Consider the following 14,398-nt stretch of genomic DNA (forward strand, 5'->3'; position numbering starts at 1 on the left):
GGGGAGGAAAGGGCGCGGATACCGCTCAGCGCTTGGGGTTGATGCCGTCCGCCGTCAGCATCAGCCACGTCGTGAGGACGGGGTCGTACGCCACCGACTCGCGAAACGAGTTCTGGTGCAGCAGCGTGCCCATGAAGCCGCCGAAGATGCTGTGCGCGGCAACGTGCGCGTCCACGTCCGTGCGGAACTCCTTCGTCCTGTGCTGGCCGTGGTGGATGATGTTCTCCAGCACCCCCACGTAGACCTCCAGCTTCTCCCGGATGGACTCGGCCACGCGGTCGTTCGTGTACGCCGACTCCACCGCCACCATCCCGAAGAAGATGCCGTACTCGCGGTGGTAGCGCAGGAACTGCTGCCCCCGTCCGAGGAACGCCTCGAGCTGCTGCCGCGCCGTCAGCCGGCGCTGCTCGTTCGACAGCTCCTGGAACTCGCTGAGGAAGCGCTCGTGCAGCTCCTCGATGGCCGCGAGCAGCAGATCCTCCTTCGTGGGGAAGTGCCAGTAGAGCGCCCCAGGCGTCATCCGGATGGCCTTGGCCAGCTCCGACATCGTCGTCGCGAGGATGCCCCGTCGCGCGAAGAGCGTGATGGCGGCCTCCATGATTTCCAACCGCGTCCGCGCCGCGCGCTCCTGTTTGATCTCCCGTTTCGCCGCTGCCTTGCGCATCCCAGTGCGCATTTTACCCACCGTGGATGTGCTGCGTCACCCTCTAGCCTCAGGCGAGCAGCGTCACCTTGACGATTTCCGGCGGCGCGGCCACTCGCAGCGGCGGGCCCCAGAAGCCCGTGCCTCGGCTCACGTAGATGGAGCTGTCGCCCTCGCGGAACAGCCCGGCGTCGTGCTCCCAGATGGCCGCCACCGCGAGGTTGAAGGGGAAGAATTGTCCGCCGTGCGTGTGCCCGGAGAGTTGCAGACCCATGCCCGCCTTCAACGCCTGCTCGCGCCAACCCGCGGGCTGGTGCGCCAGCAGCACCGAGGCTCGTGAGGAGTCCCTCCCCGCTGTGGCCGCCGCCAGGTCATAGCTGCGCTCGCGTGGGTAGCCCGAGCGCTGCGCCCCCCAGTCATCCACGCCCACCAGGTCGAACGAGGCCCCCGGCTCGCCGATGCGCACGTGGCGGTTGCGCAGCACCGTCATCCCCATGCGCGTGAGCGCGTCGCTCCACTCCTCGTCTCCCGAGTAGTACTCGTGGTTGCCCGTGACGAAGTACGTGCCGTAACGCGAGCGCAGCTCGCGCAGCGCGCCCGCCGCGAAGCCGAGCTCCTCCACGCTGCCGTCCACCAGGTCGCCCGTGATGCACACCAGGTCACCCTTCAGCGCGTTGGTCTGTGCCACCAGCGCGTCCATGAAGCGGCGCTGAATGAGCGGGCCCACGTGGATGTCGCTGAGCTGGATGATCGTGAAGCCATCCAACGCCTTGGGCAGCCCGGGCAGCTTCACCGCCACCTCGTTCACCACCGGTGGGTGGTAGGCGCGCCACACGCCGTAGCTGGCAATGCCCCCTGTGGCCACCAGCGCTGCTCCGGCGGTCGCTCGGGCGAGGAACTCCCGCCGTTCCTCGGACACAGGGGCCGGAGCCGCCTCCACCGCGCGCCGGCGCTTCAGCCACCCGGAGAGCGTGCGCACGCCGCCCAGTGACAGCACCGCCAGCAGCAGGTAGGTGGCCGCTCCCATCCAGAACCAGCTCACCTGCTCCACCAGGGCCGTCGCCTCCGAGGGCCACAGGTACGTCAGCATCCGCGAGCCGAGCAGCGTCGCGGCCAGCAGCGCCATCACGCCCACGCCCACCCTGCGCCAGGCCGAGTGCCTTGCCGTGTCCCGGAAGAGGCGCCGGTACAGGTAGACGTGACCGGACACCACCAACAACGACAGGATTCCGAAGAAGAGGGCGAAGCGCAGCACGGGAGTCATGAGGCCTTGATTACTTACCGGCGCTCCAGGCGCTGCAACTCCTTCGTCTGTAAAGAAGCGTGAAGCCGCTCCCTCACCCGAGGAGCGCCCGGAGTGCCCCCTGCACCTCGGGGTATTGGAAGCGGTAGCCCGACTCTTGCGCGAGCCGGGGCAGCACGCGCTGACCTCCCAGCACCGCCTCGGACATTTCTCCCAACGCCACCTTCAGCGCCAGCGAGGGCACGGGCAGCACCGCCGGCCGGTGGAGTGCCGCTCCCAACGCCCGTGCGAGCTCCGCGTTGGTGACTGGCTCCGGCGCTGTCACGTTCATCGGCCCGCGCAGCTCCGGCTGCTCCAGCGCGAAGAGCAGCAGTCCCAGCGCGTCGTCGCGGTGCACCCAGCTCATGTACTGCTGCCCCGAGCCCATGCGTCCACCCACACCCCACCGGAAGGCGGGCAGCATCTTCTTCAGCGCGCCTCCCTCCGGGTGCAGCACCACGCCGATGCGCGGCACCACCGTGCGGATGCCCGACGCGGCTGCCTCCAGCGCCTCGGCCTCCCAGGCTCGGCACACCCGCGCGAGGAAGTCCTCTCCGGGCGAGCTGCTCTCCGTCAGCGGCTCCGCACCCCGGTCTCCGCCGTAGTAGCCAATGGCCGACGCGGACACGAAGTGCCGCACCGTGCCCGCTGCTCGCATGGCCTCCACCAGCAGCCGCGTGCCCACCACCCGGCTGTCGTGGATGCGCTGGCGCGCGCGCTCCGTCCACCGCTGGGCCACGGGCTCGCCCGCAAGGTGCACCACCGCCTCCGCTCCTCCCAGCGCGTCCGGCGCCAGCGGCGTGGCCGCGTCGAAGTAGGAGCCCGTCACGCCCGTCGGCAGACGCGCCAGTGTGCGCTTCACGTCGCGCGCCAGCACGTGCACGCCATGGCCCCGCTCCAGCAACCGCTCGACGAGCTGAGGGCCTAGGAAACCGCTCGCTCCCGTCATCGCAATCTTCACGGATGCGCCCCCGGCGAAATGTCCCGGCCGAGTAGGGTAGCGAGCGCTTGGAAGAACGTCTCCATGTCCTCCGCGTCCATGCGCCCTGAGTAGCGGAAGACGACACTCCCCTGCTCGTCCAGGAGCAACACGGAGGACGTCTTCGTGGGCAGGTTCCACGGCGCTGCCCCGAGGGTTCCCTTCAAATCGACGAGGATGGGAATGCCCCACTTCTTCTCCTCGTCGCGCACGTACGACAGCGCGATGTCCCGAGCGGGGAAGAAGTTGAACGACTCCAGGTTGGCCACCGCCACCACCCACGCCGCGTCGAGCAGGCCCATGGACTGGCCCCGTGCGAAGAGGGCCTCCTTGAAAGCCGCGTTGAGTGTCGTCGAGTGACGGTCCTCGTAGAAGAGAATGACCGGTTTCCCCCGCCACCGGGACAGCGCCACTTCCTTTCCGTTCGAGCCTCGCAAGGTTGCGTTCATCGGCCCTACCCGGGGTTCGGTGGTGAGCGTCGGGCTCGTGGCCAGTACGGCGGTCGTCAGCATGCCTGCAATCCATGTGGTCATCAGGGACTCCCGTGGACAAAGCTTGTACGAACCTTAGACATAGTCTTGACAAGGGCTGGACACAAAGATTACTTCCAAGCTCGAAGGTACCCACCGTTCGGGAGGACAGCTGTATGGGCCCCACGCCGTTCATTGCCGCACCGCCCATGCCGGCTCCCTCGGTGGAGCAGGCGTGGCTGAAATTGGTGCAGGCCCAGGTGGAGGGGTCGCTCGTCGAGCTGCTGGAGCTGCCGGACGAGGCGGGGTTGGACATTCATTGGACAGCGGCGCTGGGACACGTCCGCGAGTACGTGTTGCGCCCCACCCAGAGGCTGCGCCCGGCGCTGTTGCTGGCTGGCTACTGCCTGGCGCGGGGCTCGGCGGTGGTGCCGGCCGGGCTGTGGCGCTTCGCCGCGGGGCTGGAGCTGCTGCACGCCTTCCTGCTCGTCCATGACGACGTGACGGAGGACACGGTGCTGCGGCGGGGTGGGCTGGCCATGCACCACCTGCTGGGGCCGGGCCGTCCGGGACAGCACCTGGCCGTGGTGGTGGGAGATCACCTCTTCGCTCGGGCGCTGGAGACGATGGTGGGCTCGGAGCTGCCGGGGGCAGCGCAGGCCAGCGAGTACCACCTGCGGCTGTGCCGCTACTCCGCGGTGGGGCAGTACGCGGTGCAGCAGGGCGGACAGGCCTTGGAGCCGGGTGGGGTGCGCCACACCCTGCGCATGGCGCGCTTGAAAATGCTGCGCGAGGGCTTCTGCTCGGCGCTGGTGTGTGGAGCGATGCTGGCCGGCGCGGACGAGTCGCTGCGGCTGCGGCTGGCGCGGGTGGGCTGCAACGTTGGGTTGGCCTACGAGCTGCGGCGGGAGCTGAGCGGCCTCTTCGAGGAGCAGCGGGGCGATGACTGGGCCGCGCACTGCGACTTCATCCAGGGCCGGCGCACCTTCCCGGTGATGGCGGCCTGGTCGCGTGCCCGTCCCGAGGCGCGAGCGGAGCTGGAGGCGCTGTGGGCGCTGCCTCCCGAGCGCAAGGACGGGGCTGCACTCATTCGGGCGCGTGGCCTGGTGGAAGAGGCCGGGGGCCGGACCGCCACCGAGCAGCTGGTGGCGCGGGTTTCGCGCTCTGCCGTGCGCGCCCTGGCAACGCTGCCCAACCCCAATGGCTTGCGAGACCTGATGCAGTCGCTCATCGGCCAGCTGGCCCACCGAATGGCTTGAGAGGAGACGCACCGTGAGAAGTGGCAAGAGACAGGCGGTGGTGGTGGGCGCGGGCGTGGGCGGGCTCGCTGCGGCGGCGCGGTTGGCCCACCAGGGCTTCGACGTCCACCTCTTCGAGAAGACGGAGGGCCCTGGCGGGCGCTGCAACCGCCTCCAGGTGGACGGCTTCACCTGGGACATCGGCCCCACCATCGTGCTCATGCCCGAGGTGTTCCAGGAGACGTTCGCCGCGCTCGGCCGGCGCATGGAGGACTACCTCACGCTCCTGCGGTGCGATCCCAACTACCGCATCCACTACCGCGACGGCTCGTCCATCACCTTCACCTCCGAGCTGTGCGCCATGGGGCGGGAGCTGGAGCGGGTGGAGCCCGGCAGCTACGCGCGCTACCTGGCCTTCCTCGCGCAGGGCCGCACGCAGTACCGCACCAGCCTGGACCACCTGGTGGGCCGCAACTACGCGGGCATCTCCGACTACTTCGCGCCCTCGGTGCTCAAGAAGATCTTCCAGGTGCGCGCGCACCGCCGCATGTACGCGGACGTCAGCCGCTTCTTCCAGGACGAGCGGCTGCGCGCGGCGATGACCTTCCAGACGATGTACCTGGGCGTGTCGCCCTTCGCGTCGCCCGCGGTGTACGGGTTGCTGCCCTTCACCGAGCTGGGCGTGGGCGTGTGGTTCCCCAAGGGGGGCCTGTATGCCATTCCGCTCGCGCTCGAGAAGGTGGCGCGCGAGGAGGGCGTGCGGCTGCACTACAGCACGCCGGTGAAGCGCATCCTCACCGAGGGGGCTCGTGCCACGGGGGTGGAGCTCGAGGACGGGCAGGTGGTGAAGGCCGACGTGGTGCTGTGTAACGCGGATCTGCCCTACGCGTACGAGAAGCTGCTGGACCCGGGCGCCACCCGGCTCAAGCGAGCGGAAAAGCTTCGCTACACCTCCAGCGGTTACATGCTCTATCTGGGACTCCGCCGCCGCTACGACGGGCTGAACCACCACAACGTCGTCTTCGGGCACGACTACAAGGGCTCGTTCGACGACATCTTCGAGCGCTTCCGCGTTCCGGAGGACCCGAGCTTCTACGTGAATGCTCCGGCCCACACGGACCCGAGCCTCGCGCCGCCGGGCAAGGACGCGCTCTACATCCTCGTGCCGGTGCCCCATCAGCACCCGGGCCTGGACTGGAAGGTGGAAGGCCCCAAGGTGCGCGCGAAGGTGCTGCAGCGCCTGGCTGAGCTTGGCTACCCGGAGCTCGAGCGAGACATCGAGGTGGAGCGCGTCTTCACGCCGGACGACTGGGCGTGCACCTTCAACCTGGCCCGAGGCAGTGCTTTCGGGCTGGCACAGAACTTCTTTCAGATCGGCCCTTTCCGCCCGTCCAACCAGGATGCGCGCGTGCGGAACCTGTTCTTCGTAGGGGCTTCCACCCAGCCGGGCACCGGTCTTCCCACGGTGCTCATCTCCGCGCGGCTGGTGGTGGAGCGCATCTTGGCCTGGTCGGGAGCGGCGGACGTGGTGACGGAGCCCCGGGGAGCCGGGCGCGGAGCACTTGAGGAGGCGGCATGAAGGCGCACGACAACACCCTGGTGGCACGTGGTTACGAGATGGCGGAGCGCGTGACTCGCAATCACGCCAAGAGCTTCTTCTTCGCCTCGTTCATGCTCTTCGGTATGCGGCGGAAGGCGGCCTTCGCCCTCTACGCATATTGTCGACGTCTGGACGACATGGTGGACGTGGCAGACGGTGCGGATCAGGGCGCGGTACCCGAGGGCCTCGCCGATCGGCTGGTGCGTGCTCGCCGCGCGGTGGCCGAGCTCTTCCTCGAATCGCCGGAGCTCGCGGATCCGCGCATGCCGCCGCCTTCCACGCGCGCGAGTGGGGGAGATGGGCCGTGGGACCCTGCGGAGTTCGCCGCCCTCCAGGACGTCATCCGCCGCTTCCGCGTCCCCGAGCAGCCCATGCAGGACCTCATCTCCGGCATGGAGATGGACCTGACGAAGCGCCGCTACGCGAGCTGGGCCGAGCTGGACCTGTACTGCTACCGGGTGGCGGGTGTGGTGGGGCTGATGATGGCGCCCATGCTGGGTTGCTCGGAGGAGTGGGCGCTCGGGCCGGCGGCGGACCTGGGCCGCGCCATGCAGCTCACCAACATCCTGCGCGACGTGAAGGAGGACCTGGATCGCGACCGCGTCTACCTGCCGCTGGACGAGCTGGCGGCCTTCGGGCTCACGGTGGATGACCTGCGCCTCGGCGTGGTGGATGACCGGTGGCGCGACTTCATGCGCTGCCAGATTGCCCGGGCGCGCGCCTACTACGCGCGGGCGGCGGCGGGCATCCCCGCGCTCTCCGGCTTCGGCTGTCAGCGCATGGTGAAGCTGATGGGCTCCATCTACGGGGACATCCTGCGCGTCATCGAGCTGAACGACTACGACGTCTTCAAGGGGCGCCTCTCGGTGCCGGGCTCGCGCAAGCTGGCGCTGGCCACCGCCATCCTGGTGCGGCCGTCGGGGGTGCTGCCCGCGCCCGCCACGCCCGAGGTGAAGGTGCCGCTCCTTCCCACGCGGATGACAACGGGGGTGGGCTCGTGAGTGACGACAAGATACAGACGCTGACGGTGAAGCGCTCCTCGCGCCTGTCGGGCTTCTACCGCCAGTCGCCGGAGCGGCGCCGAACGCGTCTGGTGGAGTCGCGCTGGCTGTCGCCCGAAGAGGCGGAGTCGTGCGCGGGCCTGGCGGGTTTCGATGAGGCCTGCGCGGACGCGATGGTGGAGAACGTTGTGGGCCTGCACGGCCTGCCGCTGGGCCTGGCGCTCAACTTCGTGGTGAACGGAGAGGACCGGCTGGTGCCCATGGCGGTGGAGGAGCCCTCCATCATCGCCGCGGCCAGCTACGCCGCGCGCCTATGTGCCGAGGGCGGTGGCTTCAGCGTGACGGCGGACGCACCCATCACCACCGCGCAGGTGCAGTTGCTGGACGTGCCGTCGCTGATCGCCGCCGAGGCCGCGCTGCGTACGAACACGGCCGAGCTGCTGGCCGAGGCCAATGGTTATCTGGGCGCTATGTGCGCTCGGGGCGGCGGGGCGCGCGAGCTGGAGGTGCGCGTATTGGACGGCACTACGCTCGTTGTCCACCTGCACGTGGACACCCGTGACGCGATGGGGGCCAACCTCGTCAACAGCCTGGCCGAGAAGATGGCACCCCAGCTCGCGGCCCTCACGGGCGGTCGGGCGGGGCTGAAAATCCTCACCAACCTGGCGGATCGCCGGAAGGTGTACGTGCGCGCGACGGTGCCGGCGGCGGCGCTGGCCTTCGAGGGCTTCCCCGATGGTGAGGCGGTGCGTGATGCCATCCTCGAGGGCCAGCTCTTCGCGGAGATGGATCCGTACCGCGCTGTCACCCACAACAAGGGCGTGATGAACGGGGTGGACGCGGTGCTGGTGGCGTGCGGCAACGACTGGCGCGCGGTGGAGGCCGGGGCGCATGCGTACGCGTCGCGCTCGGGGGTGTATCGGCCGCTCACCTCGTGGAAGAAGGGGCCCGCGGGCGAGCTGGTGGGTCTGCTGGAGATGCCGCTGGCCACGTCAACGGTGGGCGGAGCGGCGCGCACTCACCCGGGCGTGCGGCGGGCGCTGAAGCTGGCCCGAGTCGAGAGTGCGGTGGACCTGGCGGGACTGGCCGCGGCGGCGGGACTGGCCACCAACCTGGCGGCGCTCAAGGCGCTGGGGACCGAGGGCATTCAGAAGGGACACATGGCGCTGCACGCCCGACGGGTGGCTGCGGAGGTGGGGGCGGAGGGCGAGCTGGTGGAGATCGTCGCCGAGCGGCTGGCTCGCGAGCGCATCTACCGGCCGGAGCGTGCGCGGGAGATCCTCGCCGAGGAGGTCCGGCGGAAGGAGGCTGCGCGATGAAGGCAATGCGTGTCGCGGTGGTGGGCGGCGGAATCGGAGGGCTGACGGCCGCCGGGCTCCTGGCGAAGGAGGGCCACGACGTCACGCTCTTCGAGGGAGGCCCTACCCTCGGGGGAAAGGCGCAGTGCGTGCGGGTGGGCGGACTCCGGTTGGACACCGGGCCGACGCTGCTCACGCTGCCGGACGTGGTGAAGGGACTCTTCGAGCGGCTGGGCTCGGCGGACCTGCTGCCCCCCATTACCGAGCTGGAGCCCCAGTGCACCTACCGCTTCGCGGACGGGTGCGGCTTCGTGGCGTACAAAGACGTCGAGCGCACGGCGGAGAGTGCGGGCGAGCTGCGTCCCAGTGAGCGGCGTGGAGTGCACGGCTTCTACGCGGAGGCCGAGGCCATCTGGCGGGCCGCGGGTGAGCCGTACCTGGAGGCCCCCTTCGAGGGCATGGCCGGCTTCATGGGCCGTGTGGCGAAGCGGGGCGTGGTGGCCATGGCCCGGGGAATGAAGCTGGCCACGCTGGATGAGCTGGCGCGGGCGCACTTCAAGACGGACCACATGCAGCAGTTCGTGGGCCGCTTCGCCACGTACGCGGGGGCCTCGCCCTACGAGGCGAGCGCGGCCTACGCCCTCATCCCCCACATCGAGCGCGCGTACGGCGTGCACCATGTGCAGGGGGGCATCGGCGCGCTGGTGGACGCGCTCGGGGAGGCGGTGAAGCGTCAGGGGGTGAAGGTGCACCTCAACGCTCGCTCCCGGTACACGCGAGATGCGCGGGGCTACCAGGTGGGGCCACACGGGGGCGAGGCGCACTTCGACTCGGTGGTGGTGAACGCGGACCCGCTGGACACCCTGGGGCGCGGGAGCGAGCCCCTGTCGCTGTCGGGCTACGTGCTGCTGCTGGAGGTAGATGGCCGTCCGCCGCTGCCGCACCACACCGTGCTCTTCAGCCGGGACTACCGCCGCGAGTTCGACGAGCTGTTCGGTGGGCAGCTCGCCAATGATCCCACGGTGTACTTCTGCAACCCCTCGGCGACGGATCCGACGGTGGCACCCGCGGACAAGACGGGCCTCTTCGTCATGGTGAACGCCCCGGCGCTGCCGCGAGAGCCGGGCGCATACGAGCGTGCGGCGGCCGCGTGGGAGCTGCAGGCCGAGCGGGTGAAGGCACAGATGTTCGACAAGTTGCTCGCGTACTACCCGGAGCTGCGGGGGCGCATGCGGGTGGTGGGGCAGCGCACGCCGGTGGACCTGGCGGCCCTGGGCGCGCCGGGGGGCTCCATCTACGGCTTCCTGCCGCACGGGAAGTTCGGGCCGTTCCGCCGGCCGCGGATTCGGGGTTGCACGCCGGGGCTCTTCTTCGCGGGAGGGGGCACGCATCCGGGAGGCGGGGTGCCGCTGGTGATGCTCTCGGGCCGCTTTGCCGCGGAGATGGCGTCCGCGCACCTGCGGAGGAGTGCATGAGGCGTCTGGATTCCATCTCCGCCCTGCCGGTTGCTCCGAAGGGTTACCAGTGGCTGAACGCGCTGCCGGCGCTGCCAGACAGCCCGGGGGCCTACCGCTGGTTCTACGCTGACGTGACGGCGGGGGAGTACAGCGCGGTGTTCATCTTCATGGTGGGCTCGCTCTTCTCGCCACGCTACTCGGCGCGGGTGAAGCGGGGAGCCCTTCCGCTCGAGCACTGCGCGGTGAACTTCGCGCTGTACCACCGAGGGGTGAGCCGACGCTGGGTGCTCAGCGAGTACCCGCAGGCCTCGGTGTTGCGGCAGGGCCGGGAGCTGCGCATCGGCCGCTCGCGGCTGGAGTACGCGCCGGACGGTACGGTGCGCATGGAAGTGGACGAGCGATGCGCGCCCCTAGGGAAGGCGGTGCGGGCCCGGCTGGTGTTGGAGCCCCAGGTGCCGGCGGCGGAGGAACTGCAACTCGTGCCTGGGCTGCCGCACTTCTGGAGGGCACTGGCGCCGCGGGCGAAGGCGCGCCTGGACGTGCTCTCGGAGGACGTGTCGGTGGAGGGCATCGGCTACCACGACGGCAACCATGGCGCGGAGCTGTTGGGTGCGCGGCTGCCGAGGTGGCACTGGGCGCGTGTGCACGGACCCGAGGAGACGGTGGTGGACTACCACCTGCCGGACGGCGTGGCGCCCCTGCGGGTGACGGCGGGCGTGCTGGGGACGAAGTCCGAGCGGAGGCCCCTGCTGTCAGAGGCGCGGCCGACGAGCCTGACGGGCTGGGGCCTGCGGGTGCCGGCGCAGCTGTACTCGGGAAACACGGTGGTGGGCACGCCGCGGCTGTTGGAGTCCTCGCCCTTCTATGCGCGGGTGGAGGCACGGCGAGACGGGCTGGACGTGATGGGAGAGGTGGCGGACTTCCGGCGCTTCCACTCGCCCTTCATCCGCTGGATGGCGCACTTCCGTACGCGCGTGGAGCGTGCGGCATGAACGCGCTGGAGGCGATGGGACTCGGCTGGGCGGTGCTGGCTGGGGGCTTCAGCGCGGTGGCCCTGGGCCGCCTGTCGCGGCGCCGCCGCCCGGTGGAGTCCACGCGGGTGCCGGTGGTGCTGCTCAGACCGGTGGATGCCCCCACGGCTCGGGAGCTGGAGAACCTGTCGCGGCCCATCGACTACGCGGGGCCACTGGCGCACGTGGTGCTGTCGCCCTCGCGGCCGATGCTGCCGGAGGACGTGCGCTGGCTGCGGAGCGACCCGGTGACACCGAACCGGAAGGTGGGGCACCTGCTGCACGGGCTGGAGACGCTGCCGCGAGACGGACGGGTGGTGCTGGTGGTGGATGCGGACGTGGCGGTGACAGGGGCGCTGGTAGAGGGATTAGCGGCACCGATAGCCGCGGGAGCGGCGCTGAGCACAGCGGTGCCGACACCGGTGGGCGAACGAGGCTTGGCGGACCGTGCGGTAGCGGGGCTGCTGCGCCGTACGCACCACAGCTTCCGGGCGTTGCACGTGATGAGCGCGGGGGCGAAGTCGGTGTGCGGCAAGGCGCTGGGGTTGAGCGCGCTCGCAGTGGATGAGCTGCGGGAGCTGGCGGACCATATTGGCGAGGACCTGGAGCTCTCCAAGCGGTTGCACGCAAAAGGCCTGGACGTGGCGCTGTGCGAGGTCCCGGCGCTCGTGCCATTAGCACCGGGCACGTGGAGCGCGGCGCTGGCGCGTTTCACGAGGTGGATGCAGGTGCTGATGAGCCACCGACCCGGGCTCTACCCAACGGTGCCGCTGTTCTTCACGCCGACGTGGCCGCTGTTGCTGTTCAGCCTGCTGGTGGGCTCGAGGTGGCTGGCGCTGGGGGTGGCAACACTCCTAGCGATACGAACCCTGTTGTCCTGGCGTCTCACAGTGCTCAGCACCCCTCTCCCTTTGGGAGAGGGACGGGGTGAGGGTATAGGGCTCACCCCCGTGAGTCCCTCTGTACGCCACGTGGCCCTGGACTGGCTGTTAGGCGAGGCCCTGTTACTAGCCGCGTTTCTCTCTTCGCTGGTGCGACCGCTGCGGGTGACGTGGCGGGGGCGCACCTACGCATTGCATTCCGGGGGCCGCATGTCGCCGGTGTGGACGGAGCTGAGTGGAGGACAGGGATGACCTACGCACGCTTCTTGGGACTGTTTGTCGTGCTGCCCATCCTCTTCCAGCTGGTGCGCTACCGGCGCACGCTGTCGTGGAAGGGGCTGGCGCCCATGGGACTGCTGCTGGTGGTGGTCTACGCGGCGACGTCGCCGTGGGACAACCTGGCGGTGAAGTGGGGGCTGTGGGGCTTCGACCCCGAGCGCATCTGGGGCATCAAGGTGGGCTACCTGCCCCTGGAGGAGTACCTCTTCTTCGGGCTGCAGACGCTGCTGGTGGGCCTGTGGGCGCGCGAGCGGCTGCGTCGGGTGCTCGAGGCGCCCGAGCCGCGGAAGCACCAGGCCACGAGCACCGGGACGCGCGAGCCCCGCGTGGAAGCCGAGGAGGTGGCGTCATGATGGAGACGCGCTGGGCGTACATCATCCACCTGATGGCGTGGGCGGTGCCCTTCATCGTGTTGCAGCTCGCGGTGCTGGTGCACCACTTCCGGGGCCGGTCGTGGGTGGTGTTGAGGGCAGTGCTGCCACCGGCGCTGGTGGTGGGCTCGTACCTGGCGGTGGCGGACCACCTGGCCATCCGCGAGGGCATCTGGAACTTCGGCGAGGGCAAGCACCTGGGCATCTACGTAGCCGGGGTGCCGCTGGAGGAGATTCTCTTCTTCCTGCTGACGAGCATCATGGTGTCGCTGGGGCTGACGCTCTTCACGGTACTGCTGTCGCGGCGGGAGGCGCGTGTGCCGTGATACGCGCGGCGAAGGGCGGACTCTTCGGGCGGGTCGTCGACGGGTACGTCGGGTGGAAGCTCCGGTCTTCGTTCCGCGGGCTGTGGGTGCGCGGGCAGCTGCCGAGGGGAGACGACGCACGGCTTGTGTATATGAACCACTCCAACTGGTGGGACGGCTTCGTGCTGCACCAGGTGGGCCGGGCGGCGGGCTGGGACACGTACTGCGTGATGGAGGAGCAGAACCTGGAGCGCTACCGCTTCCTGGCGCGAATTGGGGCGTTCAGCATCCGCCGGGGCGAGTGGGCCTCGTCGCTGGAGACGCTGCGCTACGCGGGCCAGCTGCTGAAGAAGCCGCGGGCGGCGGTGGGCATCTTCCCGGAGGGCGAGCTGCGCCCCTTTGGAGTGCTGCCGTTGCGGCTGGAGCGCGGGGTGGAACTGTTGGCGCGAGTGGGAAAGGCAGAGTGCCTGCCGCTGGCCATCCGCTATGCCTTCTTCGAGCACGAGCGGCCGGACGTGTTGGTGGAAGTGGGAACGCCGCACCCGGCGGGGGCGCTGGCGCGCTTTCAATCGGAGCTGGAGTCGGCGGTGCGCCGGCTGATGGAGGTGACGAGCCTGGAGGGCTTCACGCAAGTGGTGTCGGGAGGCAGGGGCGTGGCGGAGCGCTGGGACGCGGTGCGAGGGAGGGCGCCTTCGGCATGACGCTGCGCATCCGAACCATTGCTCGGCTGACGGGCATTCGCGAGGCCACGCTGCGCGCCTGGGAGCGGCGCTATGGCTTCCCGCGCCCGCACCGCAACGAGAGCAACTACCGCGTCTACACCCGCGACGAGGTGGAGAACATCCGCCGGGTGGCGAAGCTCATCGAAGAGGGACTGGCGGTGAGCGAGGCCATCGCCCAGGTGCAATCCACGCCGGTGGGCGAGCTGCCGGTGCGCGAGCAGCTGGAGGAGCGCTTCTGGTCGGCGGTGATGGTGTTGGATGGGGACGAGGCGGACCGGGTGCTGGGTGAGGCCCAGGCCTCCATGGAAGTAGAGCCCTACGTGGACACCCTGCTCATGCCGCTGCTCAGGGAGATGGGGCAGCGGCTGGACATCGCGCGGGAGCACCTGGCCTCGGCGCTCATCCGCCAGAGACTGCGGGCCCTGTTGCTGGCCGGAGACTCGCGCCCGGACGGGCCTCGGGTGGTGCTGGCCTGTCCCGAGCGGGACACGCACGAGGGGGGCTTGCTGGCGCTGGGGCTGCACCTCAAGCGCAAGGGGTGGCGGGTGACGCTCTTGGGCGCGGACACTCCGGCGGAGGCGTTACACGCGGCGTGTCAGCAGGTGCGACCGGAGTTGGTGGCGCTCTCCTGCGTGCGCAAGAGAGAAGCGGAGGAACTGCGGCAGGTGTTGCAGGCCGCGGTGGAGGCGTGTGCTCCGGCGCTGGTAGTGGTAGGAGGTCCTGGCGCGCGCGAGCACCTGAAGACCCTCTTCAGCGTGGGGGCGCAGTACGCTGAAACCACGGAGGAACTCGTGGCCCTCTGGCAGCAGGCGCGAGGCGCGTTGAACCGAACTTGAGGTGGGCGGGAAGGGCAGGGGAGTCG

The 14,398-nt window shown here is 69.8% G+C and carries 15 protein-coding genes; 11 read left to right on the forward strand and 4 right to left on the reverse strand.

The window, feature by feature from the left end; all coding sequences use genetic code 11:
• Positions 1-25: 25 nt before the first annotated feature.
• From F0U60_RS07550 to F0U60_RS07565, 4 genes are all read right to left on the reverse strand, one after another.
• Positions 26-676 carry a TetR/AcrR family transcriptional regulator gene (locus F0U60_RS07550; RefSeq protein ID WP_395815891.1) on the reverse strand — a complete coding sequence of 217 codons (651 nt, stop codon included), beginning with the start codon at positions 674-676 and terminating at the stop codon, positions 26-28.
• A gap of 37 nt (positions 677-713) precedes the next feature.
• The gene (locus F0U60_RS07555; RefSeq protein WP_395815893.1) at positions 714-1,907 is read right to left on the reverse strand and encodes a metallophosphoesterase; all 1,194 of its coding nucleotides are present in this window, start codon (positions 1,905-1,907) and stop codon (positions 714-716) included.
• A gap of 73 nt (positions 1,908-1,980) precedes the next feature.
• Complete coding sequence (locus F0U60_RS07560) at positions 1,981-2,886, reverse strand: TIGR01777 family oxidoreductase (protein ID WP_395815895.1); 906 nt, start codon at positions 2,884-2,886, stop codon at positions 1,981-1,983.
• The gene (locus F0U60_RS07565; protein ID WP_395815897.1) at positions 2,883-3,437 is read right to left on the reverse strand and encodes a peroxiredoxin family protein; all 555 of its coding nucleotides are present in this window, start codon (positions 3,435-3,437) and stop codon (positions 2,883-2,885) included. Before F0U60_RS07565 ends, F0U60_RS07560 begins: the two co-directional genes overlap by 4 nt.
• Before the next feature lie 113 nt (positions 3,438-3,550).
• Between F0U60_RS07565 and F0U60_RS07570 the strand changes: the two genes are divergently transcribed.
• From F0U60_RS07570 to F0U60_RS07620, 11 genes are read left to right on the forward strand one after another with little or no spacing between them, the layout of a single operon-like run.
• Positions 3,551-4,633: a polyprenyl synthetase family protein gene (locus F0U60_RS07570; RefSeq protein ID WP_395815899.1), complete on the forward strand. Its 1,083-nt coding sequence runs from the start codon at positions 3,551-3,553 to the stop codon at positions 4,631-4,633.
• Between the two features lie 13 nt (positions 4,634-4,646).
• A complete protein-coding gene (locus F0U60_RS07575; RefSeq protein ID WP_395815901.1) occupies positions 4,647-6,191 on the forward strand; it encodes a phytoene desaturase family protein in 1,545 nt (514 codons plus the stop codon).
• Positions 6,188-7,213 (forward strand): phytoene/squalene synthase family protein, encoded by a 1,026-nt coding sequence (locus F0U60_RS07580; RefSeq protein ID WP_395815903.1) that lies wholly within the window; start codon positions 6,188-6,190, stop codon positions 7,211-7,213. The genes F0U60_RS07575 and F0U60_RS07580 overlap by 4 nt, the downstream gene beginning before the upstream one ends.
• A complete protein-coding gene (locus F0U60_RS07585) occupies positions 7,210-8,532 on the forward strand; it encodes a hydroxymethylglutaryl-CoA reductase, degradative (protein WP_395815905.1) in 1,323 nt (440 codons plus the stop codon). The genes F0U60_RS07580 and F0U60_RS07585 overlap by 4 nt, the downstream gene beginning before the upstream one ends.
• The gene (locus F0U60_RS07590) at positions 8,529-9,986 is read left to right on the forward strand and encodes a phytoene desaturase family protein (protein WP_395815907.1); all 1,458 of its coding nucleotides are present in this window, start codon (positions 8,529-8,531) and stop codon (positions 9,984-9,986) included. Before F0U60_RS07585 ends, F0U60_RS07590 begins: the two co-directional genes overlap by 4 nt.
• Complete coding sequence (locus F0U60_RS07595) at positions 9,983-10,960, forward strand: carotenoid 1,2-hydratase (RefSeq protein ID WP_395815909.1); 978 nt, start codon at positions 9,983-9,985, stop codon at positions 10,958-10,960. Before F0U60_RS07590 ends, F0U60_RS07595 begins: the two co-directional genes overlap by 4 nt.
• Entirely contained in the window at positions 10,957-12,111 is a 1,155-nt protein-coding gene (locus tag F0U60_RS07600; protein ID WP_395815911.1) for a glycosyltransferase, read from the forward strand. Before F0U60_RS07595 ends, F0U60_RS07600 begins: the two co-directional genes overlap by 4 nt.
• The gene (locus F0U60_RS07605; protein WP_395815913.1) at positions 12,108-12,491 is read left to right on the forward strand and encodes a lycopene cyclase domain-containing protein; all 384 of its coding nucleotides are present in this window, start codon (positions 12,108-12,110) and stop codon (positions 12,489-12,491) included. The genes F0U60_RS07600 and F0U60_RS07605 overlap by 4 nt, the downstream gene beginning before the upstream one ends.
• Positions 12,488-12,835 carry a lycopene cyclase domain-containing protein gene (locus tag F0U60_RS07610; RefSeq protein WP_395815915.1) on the forward strand — a complete coding sequence of 116 codons (348 nt, stop codon included), beginning with the start codon at positions 12,488-12,490 and terminating at the stop codon, positions 12,833-12,835. Before F0U60_RS07605 ends, F0U60_RS07610 begins: the two co-directional genes overlap by 4 nt.
• Positions 12,832-13,515 carry a lysophospholipid acyltransferase family protein gene (locus tag F0U60_RS07615; RefSeq protein ID WP_395815917.1) on the forward strand — a complete coding sequence of 228 codons (684 nt, stop codon included), beginning with the start codon at positions 12,832-12,834 and terminating at the stop codon, positions 13,513-13,515. The genes F0U60_RS07610 and F0U60_RS07615 overlap by 4 nt, the downstream gene beginning before the upstream one ends.
• The gene (locus F0U60_RS07620) at positions 13,512-14,372 is read left to right on the forward strand and encodes a MerR family transcriptional regulator (protein ID WP_395815919.1); all 861 of its coding nucleotides are present in this window, start codon (positions 13,512-13,514) and stop codon (positions 14,370-14,372) included. Before F0U60_RS07615 ends, F0U60_RS07620 begins: the two co-directional genes overlap by 4 nt.
• Positions 14,373-14,398 lie beyond the last annotated feature (26 nt).

Source organism: Archangium minus (genome assembly GCF_044360475.1).
GTDB classification, from domain to species: Bacteria; Myxococcota; Myxococcia; order Myxococcales; family Myxococcaceae; genus Archangium; species Archangium minus.

Bases quoted from the DNA above. Each gene is read 5' to 3' on its own strand.
- F0U60_RS07555 (WP_395815893.1), bottom strand. From the start codon at position 1,907: ATGACTCCCGTGCTGCGCTTCGCCCTCTTCTTCGGAATCCTGTCGTTG.
- F0U60_RS07590 (WP_395815907.1), top strand. From the start codon at position 8,529: ATGAAGGCAATGCGTGTCGCGGTGGTGGGCGGCGGAATCGGAGGGCTG.
- F0U60_RS07620 (WP_395815919.1), top strand. From the start codon at position 13,512: ATGACGCTGCGCATCCGAACCATTGCTCGGCTGACGGGCATTCGCGAG.
- F0U60_RS07580 (WP_395815903.1), top strand. From the start codon at position 6,188: ATGAAGGCGCACGACAACACCCTGGTGGCACGTGGTTACGAGATGGCG.
- F0U60_RS07570 (WP_395815899.1), top strand. From the start codon at position 3,551: ATGGGCCCCACGCCGTTCATTGCCGCACCGCCCATGCCGGCTCCCTCG.
- F0U60_RS07550 (WP_395815891.1), bottom strand. From the start codon at position 676: ATGCGCACTGGGATGCGCAAGGCAGCGGCGAAACGGGAGATCAAACAG.
- F0U60_RS07605 (WP_395815913.1), top strand. From the start codon at position 12,108: ATGACCTACGCACGCTTCTTGGGACTGTTTGTCGTGCTGCCCATCCTC.
- F0U60_RS07610 (WP_395815915.1), top strand. From the start codon at position 12,488: ATGATGGAGACGCGCTGGGCGTACATCATCCACCTGATGGCGTGGGCG.
- F0U60_RS07595 (WP_395815909.1), top strand. From the start codon at position 9,983: ATGAGGCGTCTGGATTCCATCTCCGCCCTGCCGGTTGCTCCGAAGGGT.
- F0U60_RS07565 (WP_395815897.1), bottom strand. From the start codon at position 3,437: ATGACCACATGGATTGCAGGCATGCTGACGACCGCCGTACTGGCCACG.
- F0U60_RS07600 (WP_395815911.1), top strand. From the start codon at position 10,957: ATGAACGCGCTGGAGGCGATGGGACTCGGCTGGGCGGTGCTGGCTGGG.